At 73.4% G+C, this 13,343-nt stretch carries 11 protein-coding genes; 3 read left to right on the top strand and 8 right to left on the bottom strand.

Annotation, left to right across the window (positions count from 1 at the left end):
- Window positions 1-43 precede the first annotated feature (43 nt).
- A complete protein-coding gene (locus IQ279_RS15945; protein WP_372445154.1) occupies window positions 44-1,606 on the bottom strand; it encodes a D-alanyl-D-alanine carboxypeptidase family protein in 1,563 nt (520 codons plus the stop codon).
- A gap of 111 nt (window positions 1,607-1,717) precedes the next feature.
- Here IQ279_RS15945 and IQ279_RS28025 point away from each other — a divergent pair, with 111 nt between their 5' ends.
- Complete coding sequence (locus IQ279_RS28025; RefSeq protein ID WP_307792377.1) at window positions 1,718-1,966, top strand: SCO4848 family membrane protein; 249 nt, start codon at window positions 1,718-1,720, stop codon at window positions 1,964-1,966.
- Window positions 1,967-2,049: 83 nt separating this feature from the next.
- Window positions 2,050-3,408 (top strand): metallophosphoesterase, encoded by a 1,359-nt coding sequence (locus tag IQ279_RS15940; protein WP_206349192.1) that lies wholly within the window; start codon window positions 2,050-2,052, stop codon window positions 3,406-3,408.
- A 102-nt stretch (window positions 3,409-3,510) separates the two neighbouring features.
- Here IQ279_RS15940 and IQ279_RS15935 read toward each other — a convergent pair whose 3' ends face one another.
- The 5 genes from IQ279_RS15935 to IQ279_RS15915 form a co-directional block, all read right to left on the bottom strand.
- Window positions 3,511-4,281, bottom strand: a complete 771-nt coding sequence (locus tag IQ279_RS15935) for a succinate dehydrogenase iron-sulfur subunit (protein WP_206349191.1) — start codon at window positions 4,279-4,281, stop codon at window positions 3,511-3,513.
- Window positions 4,281-6,035, bottom strand: coding sequence for a succinate dehydrogenase flavoprotein subunit (gene sdhA, locus IQ279_RS15930; protein ID WP_206349190.1), 1,755 nt, complete (start codon window positions 6,033-6,035; stop codon window positions 4,281-4,283). Before sdhA ends, IQ279_RS15935 begins: the two co-directional genes overlap by 1 nt.
- Window positions 6,036-6,059: 24 nt before the next feature.
- Window positions 6,060-6,494 (bottom strand): succinate dehydrogenase hydrophobic membrane anchor subunit, encoded by a 435-nt coding sequence (locus tag IQ279_RS15925; RefSeq protein ID WP_206349189.1) that lies wholly within the window; start codon window positions 6,492-6,494, stop codon window positions 6,060-6,062.
- A 4-nt stretch (window positions 6,495-6,498) separates the two neighbouring features.
- Window positions 6,499-6,879 (bottom strand): succinate dehydrogenase, cytochrome b556 subunit, encoded by a 381-nt coding sequence (gene sdhC / locus IQ279_RS15920; RefSeq protein ID WP_206349188.1) that lies wholly within the window; start codon window positions 6,877-6,879, stop codon window positions 6,499-6,501.
- A gap of 136 nt (window positions 6,880-7,015) precedes the next feature.
- Complete coding sequence (locus IQ279_RS15915) at window positions 7,016-7,660, bottom strand: 2-oxo-4-hydroxy-4-carboxy-5-ureidoimidazoline decarboxylase (RefSeq protein WP_206349187.1); 645 nt, start codon at window positions 7,658-7,660, stop codon at window positions 7,016-7,018.
- Window positions 7,661-7,902: 242 nt separating this feature from the next.
- On the opposite strand from IQ279_RS15915, the gene IQ279_RS15910 reads away from it, so the two are divergent.
- Window positions 7,903-9,531, top strand: a complete 1,629-nt coding sequence (locus IQ279_RS15910) for a beta-N-acetylhexosaminidase (RefSeq protein ID WP_206349186.1) — start codon at window positions 7,903-7,905, stop codon at window positions 9,529-9,531.
- 71 nt (window positions 9,532-9,602) lie between these two features.
- Here the strand turns inward: IQ279_RS15910 and IQ279_RS15905 are convergent, their stop codons facing one another.
- Entirely contained in the window at window positions 9,603-10,523 is a 921-nt protein-coding gene (locus IQ279_RS15905; protein WP_206349185.1) for an ABC transporter permease, read from the bottom strand.
- The gene (locus tag IQ279_RS15900; protein WP_206349184.1) at window positions 10,520-13,318 is read right to left on the bottom strand and encodes an alpha/beta fold hydrolase; all 2,799 of its coding nucleotides are present in this window, start codon (window positions 13,316-13,318) and stop codon (window positions 10,520-10,522) included. Before IQ279_RS15900 ends, IQ279_RS15905 begins: the two co-directional genes overlap by 4 nt.
- Between the last annotated feature and the right edge of the window lie 25 nt (window positions 13,319-13,343).

Raw genomic sequence — 13,343 nt, 5'->3', positions numbered from 1 at the left:
ACGGCCCTCCCGGGCCGCGGAACGCTCAGGGCGCCCGGAGCGCTCAGGGCGTCCCGGCGTCCTTCGCCGGGGGTGCCGGGGGCTCGGGGGGCTCGGAGACCGCGGTCTCACCGGATCCGGCGGCGGTCCTCTCCCCGGAGCTCTCCCCTTCCTCCGGGGAGCCTGCCCTCCCCTTCCCGCCCACCGCGGCCCCACCGGCGCCTCCGGCACCCGCCGGCCTCCCGGGGGCCGGCGGCCTCGTCACGATCCTCTCCAGGGCGCCGGGGTTGCCCGGGCCGCCCAGGACCGCCGGACCCTGCGGGCCGCGCCCCGGGCGGGGCACACCGGCCATGCCCGGCAGCGGCCAGCGCCGGTGCACCCCGTAGGCACCCGCGCCGAGCGCGACCAGGGACGCCGCCACGATCATCAGGGCCGTACCGGCGCCGTCCGACGACCCGTGCGTCCTGGACGCGGTGGGCGTGGTGGGCCCGGCGGGCTGCTCGCCGGCCCCGCCCGCCTGGTTGCCGGGCCTGTCGTCGGTGTTCTTGCCGAGCCCGTCCGCGGCCCCCTCGGGCGGCACCAGCTCTCCCACGGGCTCGGTCCTCCCGGCCGCCTCGAAGCCCCAGTCCAGGAGGTCGGCGGTCTCCTCGTAGACGCTGAGGCCGCCCCCCTCGGGGTGCATGGCGGTCACCAGCAGCACCCGGTCGCCGCGCTGGGCGACGCCGGTGAAGGTGGAACCGGCGTTGGTGGTGTAGCCGTTCTTGACGCCCGCGATGCCCTCGTACGGCTCCAGGCCGGGGGCGCCGGTCAGCAGGCGGTTGGTGTTCTGGATCTCGAAGGTCTCGCGCTTCCTCTTCCCGTCCTCCCCCTTCTCCACGTCCCCGGGGAACCGGGCGCGGACGGTGGCCGCGTACTCGCGGAAGTCCGGCTTCCGCATCCCCGAGCGGGCGAACAGGGTGAGGTCGTAGGCGGAGGAGACGTGTCCCTCGGCGTCGTAGCCGTCGGGGCTGACGACATGGGTGTCCGTCGCGCCGAGCCGTCCGGCGTGCTCGTTCATCTCCCGGACGGTCTTGTCCACGCCGCCGTTCAGCTCGGCCAGCGCGTGCACCGCGTCGTTGCCCGAGCGGAGGAAGACGCCCTTCCACAGGTCGTCGACCGTGTAGGTCAGGCCCTCCTTGAGGCCGACCATGCTGCTGCCCGGGCCGACCCGGAGCAGCTCCTCCCGCGAGACGCGGTGGACCCGGTCCTTGTCGAACTTCGGGAGCAGGGTGTCGGCGAACAGCATCTTGATGGTGCTGGCCGGGGCGAGCGGCCAGTGCGCGTTCTTCGCCGCCAGCACGTCGCCGGTCTCGGCGTCCGCGACGATCCACGCGCGCGAGGTGATCGATTCGGGCAGTTCGGGGGCCCCGGCCCGCGGTTCTATCTGGACACCGGGAAGGCCCAGGCGTTCGCCGCCGACGGCGGACATCCGCGAGGGCGGGGAGGGCTCCCTGGGCTTGTCCGACACGGCGTGTGCCGCGGCCGGAGCGCCCGCGAGGAGGCAGGGCAGGAGCAGGGCGGTGGCGGCGGGGCCGCGGGCGCTGCGCACTCGGCGCGCGCGGGCGATTACGCAGTGAGTCTTCGACACGGAGCGAACGTATCGGCTCGGCGACGGAGGGGAACCTCCGAGAGGACCATCGCGGTGGCGGGAGACGCCCCTGTCAGTGATTCCGTTGGGCCGATAGACATACTTGTAGGTGTGAAACTCTCTCGCCCCATCTCGTGGTTCCTGCTCGCCTTCGGGGCGTGGAGCTGGTTCGTGTGGACCAACTTCACCAGGAACCTGTGGAAGGACAGCGGCGGCCTGGCGTTCGACGACGTCGGTGACCCGACCACGTACTTCTGGATCCATCTGGTGCTGGCCGCGGTCTCGCTGGCGCTGGGCACGGCCATCGGGGTCATCGGGCTGCGCGGTCTGCTGGCGCTGCGCGCCTCACGCGACGGCTGACGGCAGGGCGGCCGCGGAACGGATGACGGCCGCCGGTACGTTCGGCTGAGGACAGACAACAGGGCAGGGGAGTGGAGCGGGGCATGGCCGTGGTGTTCGTGGGCGTCCTGGTGCTGGTGATCGCCGTCCTGGCGGCGGTGCACTGGTACCTGTGGCGGCGTCTGGTGCGCGACGTGGCGGCGCGCGGCACCTGGTACAGACGGGTGGGCACGCCCCTGCTCGTCCTGCTGCCGCTGATCACCGTCGCGGCGCAGATCGCCGGACGGGCGGACGTGCCCTTCCTCCTGAAGCAGATCCTCGCCTGGCCGGGTCTCCTCTGGCTCGCCATGGTGCTCTACCTGACGCTGGCCCTGTTCGCCGGGGAGGCGGTGCGGCCGCTGCTGCGCCGCCTGCTGGAGCGGCGGGACGCGCGGCGGGCGGCCGGCGGGAACAGCGCCGCGGGCGCCTCCGGCGAGGCCACCGCCGCGTCGGGCCCCGCCACCGCTTCCGCGGAGGGGAGCGTGGGCGGCGGTGCCCCGGCCGGGACGGCGCGCACGGCCGTCGCGGACCGCGACGGCGCGGACCCCGGAACCGGCTCCGGCACCGGTCCCCGAACGGGCGAGCGCCCGCCGGCCGGTCCGTCGCGCCGGCTGTTCGTGTCCCGCACCGTGGCCGCCGCAGCGGGCGTCGCGGCGGCCGGGACGGTCGGCTACGGCACGTACGGCGTGATGCGCGGCCCGAAGCTCAAGCGCGTCACCGTCCCCCTGGCCAAGCTGCCCCGCGCCGCCCACGGCTACCGCATCGCCGTCGTCAGCGACATCCACCTCGGCCCCGTCCTGGGCCGCTCCCACACCCAGCGGATCGTGGACACCATCAACCGGGCCGACGCCGACATGGTCGCCGTCGTCGGCGACCTGGTGGACGGCACCGTCGCCGAGCTCGGCAGCGCCGCCGAGCCGCTGTCGCGGCTCCGCTCGCGCGACGGCTCCTACTTCGTCACCGGCAACCACGAGTACTTCGGCGACGCGGGCGAGTGGGTCGACCACGTCCGTGAGCTGGGCCTTCAGCCGCTGGAGAACGCCCGCCGCGAGCTGCGCCACTTCGACCTGGCCGGCGTCAACGACCTCGCGGGCGAGGCCGAGGGCGAGGGCCCGGACTTCGCACGGGCGCTGGACGACCGCGACGCCTCCCGCGCGGTGGTCCTCATGGCCCACCAGCCGGTCATGATCCACGACGCGGTGGACCACGGCGTCGACCTCCAGCTCTCCGGCCACACCCACGGCGGCCAGATGTGGCCCGGCAACCACCTCGCGGCCCTGGCCAACCCCACCCTCGCCGGCCTGGAGCGCTACGGCGACACCCAGCTCTACGTCACCCGCGGCGCGGGCGCCTGGGGCCCGCCGGTGCGGGTGGGCGCCGAATCCGACATCACCGTCGTCGAACTCGCCTCCAGGCAGGCCTGACCCGCGGGGACCGTGCGCACGACGAAGGCGCCCGGCCGGGTCTCCCCGGCCGGGCGCCTTCGGGCCCCGGTCCGCCCGTGGCGGACGGACCGGAGGGGGACGTCAGTAGCGGCGCGTGATCAGCGCGCGCTTGACCTCCTGGATGGCCTTGGTGACCTCGATGCCGCGCGGGCAGGCCTCCGTGCAGTTGAAGGTGGTGCGGCAGCGCCAGACGCCCTCGCGGTCGTTGAGGATCTCCAGGCGCTGCTCACCGCCCTCGTCGCGGGAGTCGAAGATGAAGCGGTGCGCGTTGACGATCGCCGCCGGGCCGAAGTACTGGCCGTCGTTCCAGAACACCGGGCACGAGGAGGTGCACGCGGCGCACAGGATGCACTTGGTGGTGTCGTCGAAGCGCTCGCGGTCCTCGGCGGACTGCAGGCGCTCGCGGGTCGGCTCGTTGCCCTTGGTGATCAGGAAGGGCATCACGTCCCGGTAGGCCTGGAAGAACGGCTCCATGTCGACCACCAGGTCCTTGAGGACCGTGAGCCCCTTAATCGGCTCGACGGTGATCGGCTTGTCCGGGTTGATGTCCTTGATCAGCGTCTTGCACGCCAGCCGGTTGCGGCCGTTGATGCGCATCGCGTCGGAGCCGCAGATGCCGTGCGCGCAGGAGCGCCGGAAGGTCAGAGTGCCGTCGACCTCCCACTTGATCTTGTGGAGGGCGTCCAGGACGCGCTCCTTGGGGTCGATCTCCAGCTCGAAGTCCTGCCAGGTGACCTCGTCGGAGACCTCCGGGTTGAACCGGCGGATCCGGAAGGTCGCGGTGATGTAGGGGGAGTCCGCAGCCGTGCCGCCGGCACCGGCCTGGGACTTCTCCATGACGGGAGTGGCCATCAGTACTTACGCTCCATCGGCTGGTAGCGGGTCTGCACGACAGGCTTGTAGTCCAGCCGGATCGACTCGGTGCCGTCGTCGCCCACCTCGCGGTACGCCATGGTGTGGCGCATGAAGTTGACGTCGTCGCGGTTGGGGTAGTCCTCGCGGTAGTGGCCGCCGCGGGACTCCTTGCGGGCCAGCGCGGAGACGGCCGTCACCTCGGCCAGGTCGAGCAGGTTGCCCAGCTCGATGGCCTCCAGCAGGTCGGTGTTGAACCGCTTGCCCTTGTCCTGGACCGACACGTTCCTGTACCGCTTGCGCAGGGAGGCGATCTCCTCGACGGCCTCCTTGAGCGTCTGCTCGGTGCGGAAGACCATGACGTTCTTGTCCATGGTCTCCTGGAGCGACCTGCGGATCTCGGTGACCCGCTCGCTGCCCTCCGAGGAGCGCAGCGCCTCGACCTGGCCCTGGACGAACGCGGCCGGGTCCTCCGGCAGGTCCACGTAGTCGGCGGTCGCGGCGTACTCGGCGGCGGCGAGGCCCGCCCGGCGGCCGAAGACGTTGATGTCCAGCAGCGAGTTGGTGCCCAGGCGGTTGGCGCCGTGCACGGACACGCAGGCGACCTCGCCGGCCGCGTACAGGCCCGGCACCACCGTGGTGTTGTCGGCCAGCACCTCGCCCTGGACGTTGGTCGGAATGCCGCCCATCGCGTAGTGCGCGGTCGGCTGGATCGGGATCGGGTCGGTGTACGGCTCGATGCCCAGGTAGGTGCGCGCGAACTCGGTGATGTCCGGCAGCTTGGCGTCGAGCTGCTCCGGAGGCAGGTGGGTGAGGTCGAGGTAGACGTGGTCGCCCTCGGGACCGCAGCCGCGGCCCTCGCGGATCTCGGTGTAGATCGAGCGGGAGACGACGTCGCGCGAGGCGAGGTCCTTCATGACGGGCGCGTACTTCTCCATGAAGCGCTCGCCGTCCTTGTTGCGAAGGATGCCGCCCTCGCCGCGGGCACCCTCGGTGAGCAGGATGCCCATGCGCCAGATGCCGGTCGGGTGGAACTGGAAGAACTCCATGTCCTCCAGCGGCAGGCCCCGGCGGAACGCGGCGGCCTGGCCGTCGCCGGTCAGGGTGTGCGCGTTGGAGGAGACCTTGAAGAACTTGCCGTTCCCGCCCGAGGCGAAGACGACGGCCTTGGCCTGGAAGACGTGGATCTCGCCGGTGGCAAGGTCGTAGGCGACGACGCCCGCGGTGCGCTTGACCCCGTCGACCTCGCTCATCAGCAGGTCCAGGACGTAGAACTCGTTGTAGAACTCCACACCCTCCTTGACGCAGTTCTGGTACAGCGTCTGGAGGATCATGTGACCGGTGCGGTCCGCGGCGTAGCAGGACCGGCGCACCGGGGCCTCGCCGTGGTTGCGGGAGTGGCCGCCGAAGCGGCGCTGGTCGATGGTGCCGTCCGGGGTCCGGTTGAACGGCAGGCCCATCTTCTCCAGGTCGAGGACGGCGTCGATGGCCTCCTTCGCCAGGATCTCGGCGGCGTCCTGGTCGACCAGGTAGTCACCGCCCTTGACCGTGTCGAAGGTGTGCCACTCCCAGTTGTCCTCCTCGACGTTGGCGAGGGCCGCGGCCATGCCGCCCTGGGCGGCGCCGGTGTGGGAGCGGGTGGGGTAGAGCTTGGTCAGCACCGCGGTGCGGCTGCGCTTGGTCGCCTCGATGGCGGCGCGCATCCCGGCGCCGCCTGCGCCGACGATGACGGTGTCATACTTGTGGATCTTCATGATGAAAGCGCCTCAGCCCCGGCTCTAGCGGATGTTCGGGTCGAAGGTGAAGATCACCAGCGTGCCCAGCAGGACGGTGAACACCGTGGCGGTGTACAGCAGCATCTTCAGCCAGAAGCGGGTGCCGTCACGCTCGGCGTAGTCGTTGATGACGGTCCGCAGACCGTTGGCGCCGTGGAGCATCGCCAGCCACAGCATCAGCAGGTCCCAGGTCATCCAGAAGGGCGAGGCCCAGCGACCGGCCACGAAGGCGAAGTTGACCTTGCTGACGCCGCCGTCCAGGACGAGCTGGATCAGCAGGTGGCCGATCACCAGCACGACCAGCACGATGCCGGACAGCCGCATGAACAGCCACGCGTGCATCTCGAAGTTGCCGGGCGTGAACTTCTTGGCCGTCCGGCCGGTGCGGGCGCGGGGCGGCTCGATGACGGGGGCGGGGTTGTCTACGTCGTAGGCCATGTCGTCAGCTCCCGAACAGCTCGCTCACGGCGTGCCCGAGGATCGGGTACAGCGCCCCGACCATCAGCACGATCCAGATGCCCATGACGGTCCACAGCATCTGGCGCTGGTACTTGGTGCCCTTCGACCAGAAGTCGACGGCGACGACCCGAAGGCCGTTGAGCGCGTGGAAGAGGACGGCGGCCACGAGGCCGTACTCCAGCAGCGCGACGATGGGCGTCTTGTAGACCGCCACGGTTTCGTCGTAGGCCTCCGGGGAGACGCGGACGAGCGACGTGTCCAGGACGTGCACGAACAGGAAGAAGAAGATGAGGACGCCGGTGACTCGGTGAGCCACCCAGGACCACATGCCTTCCCGGCCGCGGTACAGCGTTCCAGCCGGCACGGAAATACCCTCCGGGAGCGGTTTACGGGGCCGGCCGGCTTCGGTGTCGGTCTGGCCCGGCCGGGTACGGTCCACCGGCCGATGGCCATGGTAACGACGTCCCGTCGGTGTGGTCCCTCCGGGGGGTCAGATGTGATCAATCAGGCACGGACGGGCTAGGAGTCCGGCCGGGGGCCGTGGTACGGGCCGGGGCCGGTACGCGGGCGCCCGGCGGGGCCGGGTGGAGCGGCTGCCGGGGCCGGCCCGGGAGCACCCCGTCCCGGGCCAGCCGCAGCAGCCTGCCGCGCGCGATGCGGCGCAGCTCCTCGGCGGCCACGGCGCGCTCCTGCTCGGCCTCGTTGCCCAGCCGGGTGCGGATCGCGGCCAGGACGTGGCCGAGCGCCTCCTCCTCGCGGACTCCGTCCACGCACAGCACGAAGGCGTAGCCGAAGCGGCTCTCGTACGCGGCGTGGGCGGCGCGCAGGGCGGTGTGAGCGGCGAGCGCGCCGGGGCCGGTGATGGCGATGTGCCGCCCGCCGTACAGCGGGCCGCCCGGTCCGGCTCCGGCGGCGGACTCCCCGGTCAGGGCCTCGGTCAGGTCCTCGTCGGTGAGGTCGTAGCTGGCCTCGTCGGCGGCGGCGAGCAGCGCCTCGACGTCCGGGTAGGGGCGGTGGGCGGCGATGCTCTCGGCCCACCGCCGGCTGCCGCAGCAGGTGAGCAGGGCTCCTCGGAGGTCGGCGGGGGAGGCGTCGTTGAGGCGGTGGAGCGGCGTTGCCTCGCTTCGCTGAGGGGGCAGGCGCATGGGCTCCTCGGGCGCGGGGAGAAGTCGGGGACGTCGCGGGACGACGGGAGTGCGGGTGAGAGCGTGGGTGCGGGTGACAGGAGCGGCCGGGCGGCCGGGGCGATCGTGTGACGGAGGATGACGTCACGGTAACGATAAGTGGGAGAAGGCGGTCGGCGGGAAGATTCTTTTCACCCGGACGGGACGAGCCCCGGGCGCATGGTTGACGGACGAAGGCTGGAAAGGGGCAATACGGTCACCTCATGGGACGCAGGCGCAGACGCAATCCCCGCAGGAAGACCGCCGCCATCACGGTCGTGGCCGCGGCGGCCGCCGCCGTCACGGCCGTCACCCTCCTGGTACTGCCGGACGGCGCGGGGGACGGCGGCGCGGAGCCGGGCGAGGACCCCCGCAGGACCCCCGGCGTACCGGCCGTCACCCTGCCCGCCGCCCCCGCCACCGTCCCCGCCGTACGCCGGTGGGAGCCCGAGCCCGGCATCGGCTGGCAGCCCGCCCCCGGCACCCGCGTCGTGGCCGACCCCGGCGGACCGCTCGCCGACGAGGCCGGGCTGCTCGCCGGGGAGCTGGACGTGGAGCACTCCGGCGGACCGGCCGGGCCCGGCGACATCGAGCTGAGACTGGACTCCGCCGGCTCCGACAAGGGATACGGAGGCCGCGAGGGCTATGTGCTGAGGGCCGACACCGGCCGGGTCACCGTCACCGGCCGCACCGACGCCGGCGTCTTCCACGGCACCCGCACCCTCGTCCAGGCCCTCCGCGGCGGCGGCTCGATCCCCCGCGGCACCATCCGCGACTGGCCCGACCGCCCGCAGCGCGGCTTCATGCTCGACATCGCCCGCAAGCACTTCGACGCCCGGTGGATCGAGGACCGCATCCGCGAGATGGGCGACCTCAAGCTCAACCAGCTCCAGCTCCACCTCTCCGACGACCAGGCCTTCCGGGTGGAGAGCGACTCCCACCCCGAGGTCGTCTCCGACCCCCACCTGACCAAGGACGAACTGCGCCGGATCGTCGAGCTGGCCAACTCCCGGCACATCACCGTCATCCCCGAGATCGACTCGCCCGGCCACCTCGGCGCGGTGCTCGACGCCCACCCCGAACTCCAGCTCCGCGACGCCGACGGCGACCCGGCCCCCGGCGCGATCGACATCTCCGACCCGCGCTCGGCACGCCTGGTGGACGACCTGCTGCGCGAGTACGCCCCCCTCTTCCGCGACCAGCCCGGTCCCGGCCCCTACTGGCACCTGGGCGGCGACGAGTACCGGGCGCTGATGCGCTCCGACCCCGAGGCCGCCTACCCGGAGCTGGCCGAGACCGCCCGCCGGGAGCACGGCTCCCGGGCCCGGGTGCGGGACCTGACCACGGCCTGGCTCAACGACCGCGCCGAGACCGTGCGGAAGGCGGGCTTCACACCCCAGGTGTGGAACGACGGGCAGCACGCCGGCGGAGTCGTCGAATCGAGCCGCCCCCGGCAGGTGGCCTACTGGACGGGCAAGGAGATCGGCGCCCGGCCGCCCGGGGAGTACCTGCGCGAGGGCTGGGAGGTGGTCAACCTCAACGACGAGTACCTCTACTACGTCCTCGGCGAGCCCAACGAGTTCACCTATCCGACCGGGGAGCGGATCTACGAGGAGTGGACCCCGGCGGTGCTGCGCGGCACCGAGCCCGAGCCGGAGGAGCTGACCGGGCCGGACCGGGTGGTGGGCGGACGGCTGGCCGTCTGGTGCGACCTGTCGGACGCGCAGACGACGGCCGAGGTCGCCCGGGGAGTGCGCATGCCGCTGCGGGCCGTGGCGCAGAAGCTGTGGGACCCCTCCCCGCCCGCCCTGGAGTGGGAGGACTTCCGGGCCCTGTCGGACCGGGTGACGTAGACCTGGGGGAGGGGGCCCGCGCGGCCCGGCAGGCGGCTCACGAGACCGGGCGGTTCAGGAGACCGGGCGGCTCACGAGACGATGTCCTTGGTGCGGAAGTGGCGGAAGGCCAGCGCGAACAGCACCAGCGCGTACGCCACGGACACCGAGGCGCCCCGCAGCATCCCGCCCGTCTCCAGCTCCGGCTGGAAGACGTCGGCCCAGGCGAACTGCCAGTGCGCGGGCAGCAGCTCCCGCCAGTCGCCCAGCGCCGTGACCGCGTCCAGGATGTTGCCCACGATCGTCAGCCCGATCGCGCCGCCGACCGCGCCCAGCGGCGCGTCGGTGACCGTGGACAGCCAGAACGCCAGCCCGGCCGTCACCAGCTGGCCGACGAAGACGTACACCACCGCCAGCGCCAGCCGGCCCAGCGCCTCGTCCGTCGGCAGCGTGCCGCCGGTGGGCAGCTCCAGCGGACCCCAGCCGTACGCCGCCGAGCCGGCGGCCAGCGCCACCAGCGGCAGCAGCGCCATCGCCGCCGCGCTGAACGCCAGCGCCACCGCCAGCTTGCTCAGCAGCAGCCTTGAGCGCGGCACGGGGGCCGCCAGCAGATAGCGCAGCGAGGACCAGCTCGCCTCGGAGGCCACCGTGTCGCCGCAGAACAGCGCCACCGGCACCACCAGCAGGAAGCCGGCGGAGACGAACAGCGCCATGGCGGCGAAGTTCAGCCCGGAGGCGGTGGCGGTGTCCATCAGGTTGATGCGCCGACCGCCGCGCTCGGGCTCGCCGCCGATCGCGAAGGCCGCGATCAGCACGAACGGCAGCGCGGCCAGCACCAGGCCGGTCACCAGGGTGCGGCGGCGCCGCAGCTGGCGCACCGCCTCCACCCGCAGCGGCAGGGTGTGCCGCGGGCGGTAGCCGGGCGCCGCGCCGGACGGGTCCGTCCCCGACGGGTCCGTGCCCGGCGGGTTCGGCGCGGGCGAGGGAGGGGGAGTGGGGGCGTTGGCGGTCATCGCTCTCCTCCGATCAGGGTGAGGAAGGCGTCCTCCAGGCGGCGGTGCGGTCCGGCGCGCTCCACCGGCACCTCCAGCCGCAGGAGCTCGGTCAGCAGCTGCGTGGTGGTGGCGCCGTCCAGCCGCACCAGCAGCCCCTCGTCGACGGCCACGGCCGAGCCCACACCGGGCAGGGCCGCCACCTTCTCCGGCAGCGCCTGAGGAACCCGGCCCCGCACCCCGACGAGCACGGTGTCGCCGGAGCCGGTGATCTCCTCGACCGGGCCCGCCCGCACCAGCTCGCCGCGGTCCATGACCACCAGGTGCGTGCAGGTCTGCTCGACCTCGGCCAGCAGATGGCTGGAGACGATCACGGTACGGCCGGCCTCCGCGTAGCGGATCATCACGTCCCGCATCTCGCGGATCTGCGGCGGGTCCAGGCCGTTGGTCGGCTCGTCCAGGATCAGCAGGTCCGGCAGGCCCAGCATGGCCTGGGCGATCGCCAGCCGCTGCCGCATGCCCTGTGAGTAGGTGCGCACCGCGCGCTCCAGGGCGTCGCCGAGCCCGGCGATCTCCAGCGCCTCCTCGGTGTGCGCGTCCCTCCCGGGGCGGCCGGTGGCCCTCCAGTACAGCTCCAGATTGGCCCGGCCCGACAGATGCGGCAGGAAGCCGGCGCCCTCGACGAACGCGCCGACCCGCGACAGCACGGGCGCGCCCGGGCGGATCGTGTGGCCGAAGACCCTGATCCCACCGTTGTCGGGGGTGATCAGGCCCATCAGCATCCGCAGGGTGGTGGTCTTGCCCGCGCCGTTGGGTCCGAGCAGGCCGAGCACCTGGCCGCGCTCCACCCGGAAGGACAGATCGCGCACCGCGTAGCGGTCTGCCGAGCCCGCGTATCGCTTGGACAGGCCGGTGATCTCCAGAGGGACGTCCTCGCGTGCGGGGCCGGCCTGCGGGGCGTCGGCGGGTTCGGCGGGGGTGCCGGGCTCGGCGGAGGGAGCGGCCTCGGGCGGCGCGGCAGGTGCGGCCGGCGCGGTCCTGCGGCGGCGGCCGGTCAGCAGCAGCGCCACCGCCACGGCGGCGCCGGCCGCCGGCATGCCCCACACCCACCACGGGGTGGCGGCCGCCTCCACGGCCAGACCGGGCGCGGTCGGCACGCTCAGCCCGTCCTCCGCGAGGGAGACGGTGTAGGCGGCGGGCTCGACCGGCGAGGCGTAGGCCAGGTCGGTGGCGGAGAGCACCACCCGCATGCGGTGCCCGGCCTCGAAGCGGTGGTCGACCGCCGGCAGCCGCACCTCCACGCTCCGGCCCTCCCCGGTCCCGGTGACCCGCAGCGGTGCCACGAGCTGGGAGGGCAGCACCTGGCGCCCGTCGGGGCCCACGTCGTAGACCTTGGCGAACAGCACCGCCTCCCCGGAGGAGGACGCGACCTCCACGCGCACCGAGGGCGCGCCGGTGACCTGGACGGCCTCGGGAAGCGGCGCCGACTCGAAGCGGGCGTGCTGGCCGGGGTAGTCCACCGACAGGCCGACCTCCAGGTCCGACAGTCCGCCCACGGCGCTCAGCCCGGGTACGGCGGAGACGGCGGGCGGGCCGCCGCCGGCCGGGTTGGCGAAGGTCTGCTCACGCCCCCGCAGCTCCACGGTCCGGCCGCCGGAGTCCAGGCCGGGATAGCGCCCGGCGGTGGCGGCCCGCAGCCGCGTCTCGCCGTCGGTGGTGTCCATGCCGCCGGTGCGGGTGACGCGGAAGGCCGGGCCGGTGTCCGTCCCCCTCTCGTCCTTGAGGTGGCGGTCGAACCAGGCGCGGGTGCGGTCGTCCAGCCGCTGCGTCTCGTCGGGTCCGCCGTCGTGGCCGCCCGCGATCCACTCCACCGCCACCGGCGCGCCGTTGGAACGGATCGCCTTGGCCATGGCGTCGGCGTGGCCGAGCGGGAAGAGGGAGTCGGACCGGCCCTGGACGATCAGCGCCGGTACGTCGATCCGGTCCGCGACGGCCGCCGGGCTGCGCTCGCGCAGCAGCTCGCGCGCCTCCTCGTCCGGTTCCCCGGCGACGGCCACCCGCTCGTACATCTCGCACAGCTCCGTGGTGAACCGGCCGCAGCCCGCCCGCTCGGAGACCGGGCCGGCGGTGGGGGCGCCACTGCCCGCGACGGTGGAGCCGGTGGTGAAGAAGATCCCGGTCCACAGCTGTTTGAAGACGCCGTCCGGGAAGAGGGCCTGGGACAGGTCCCAGTAGGTGATGCGCGGGGCGACGGCGTCGACCCGCTCGTCGTACCCGGCGGCCAGCAGCGAGACCGCGCCGCCGTAGGAGGCGCCGGCCACGCCCACCCGGGGGTCGCCCTCGCCGTCGAGGCGGACCTCGGGCCGCTTCGCCAGCCAGTCGATCAGGGCGCTGACGTCGGCGACCTCGCGGTCGGGGTCGTTCAGCCCGATCCGGCCGGTGGAGGCGCCGAAGCCGCGGGCCGACCAGGTCAGCACCGCGTAGCCGGAGCGGGCCAGCTCCTCGGCCTGGCCGCGCAGTTCGGCCTTGCTGCCGCCGAAGCCGTGGCCCAGCAGGACCGCGGGGCGGCGGGTGCCGGGGTCGCCGGCGGTGAAGTAGGAGGTGTCGATCCGGACGGTGTCCCCGCCGTCCCCACCGCTCCCACCGCCCTCGCCGCCGTCGTCCGGTGATTCGGGCAGGGTGAGTCTGTGCTCGGTGTGGCGTACGGCGGGGGCGTCGTCCGGGAGGGCCGCCCACACACCGCCCCCCACGAGGACGGCGACGACGGCGGCCGCCGCGACCAGCCGTCCGCGGGGCCTGGGCAGTCGGAGATCCATGGCCCGACCCTACGGGGTGCCCCGC

The sequence above is a fragment of the Streptomyces verrucosisporus genome, assembly GCF_017114865.1.
GTDB classification, from domain to species: Bacteria; Actinomycetota; Actinomycetes; order Streptomycetales; family Streptomycetaceae; genus Streptomyces; species Streptomyces fenghuangensis.
Note: the sequence above shows the minus strand (reverse complement) of the source record. Positions and strands in the feature narration are given on the sequence as shown.

What these genes read in the sequence shown, in the direction of transcription:
- sdhA (WP_206349190.1), bottom strand. Translation starts at nt 6,035, where the DNA reads ATGAAGATCCACAAGTATGACACCGTCATCGTCGGCGCAGGCGGCGCC.
- IQ279_RS15940 (WP_206349192.1), top strand. Translation starts at nt 2,050, where the DNA reads ATGGCCGTGGTGTTCGTGGGCGTCCTGGTGCTGGTGATCGCCGTCCTG.
- IQ279_RS15935 (WP_206349191.1), bottom strand. Translation starts at nt 4,281, where the DNA reads ATGGCCACTCCCGTCATGGAGAAGTCCCAGGCCGGTGCCGGCGGCACG.
- IQ279_RS15905 (WP_206349185.1), bottom strand. Translation starts at nt 10,523, where the DNA reads ATGACCGCCAACGCCCCCACTCCCCCTCCCTCGCCCGCGCCGAACCCG.
- IQ279_RS15915 (WP_206349187.1), bottom strand. Translation starts at nt 7,660, where the DNA reads ATGCGCCTGCCCCCTCAGCGAAGCGAGGCAACGCCGCTCCACCGCCTC.
- IQ279_RS15910 (WP_206349186.1), top strand. Translation starts at nt 7,903, where the DNA reads ATGGGACGCAGGCGCAGACGCAATCCCCGCAGGAAGACCGCCGCCATC.
- IQ279_RS15900 (WP_206349184.1), bottom strand. Translation starts at nt 13,318, where the DNA reads ATGGATCTCCGACTGCCCAGGCCCCGCGGACGGCTGGTCGCGGCGGCC.
- IQ279_RS15925 (WP_206349189.1), bottom strand. Translation starts at nt 6,494, where the DNA reads ATGGCCTACGACGTAGACAACCCCGCCCCCGTCATCGAGCCGCCCCGC.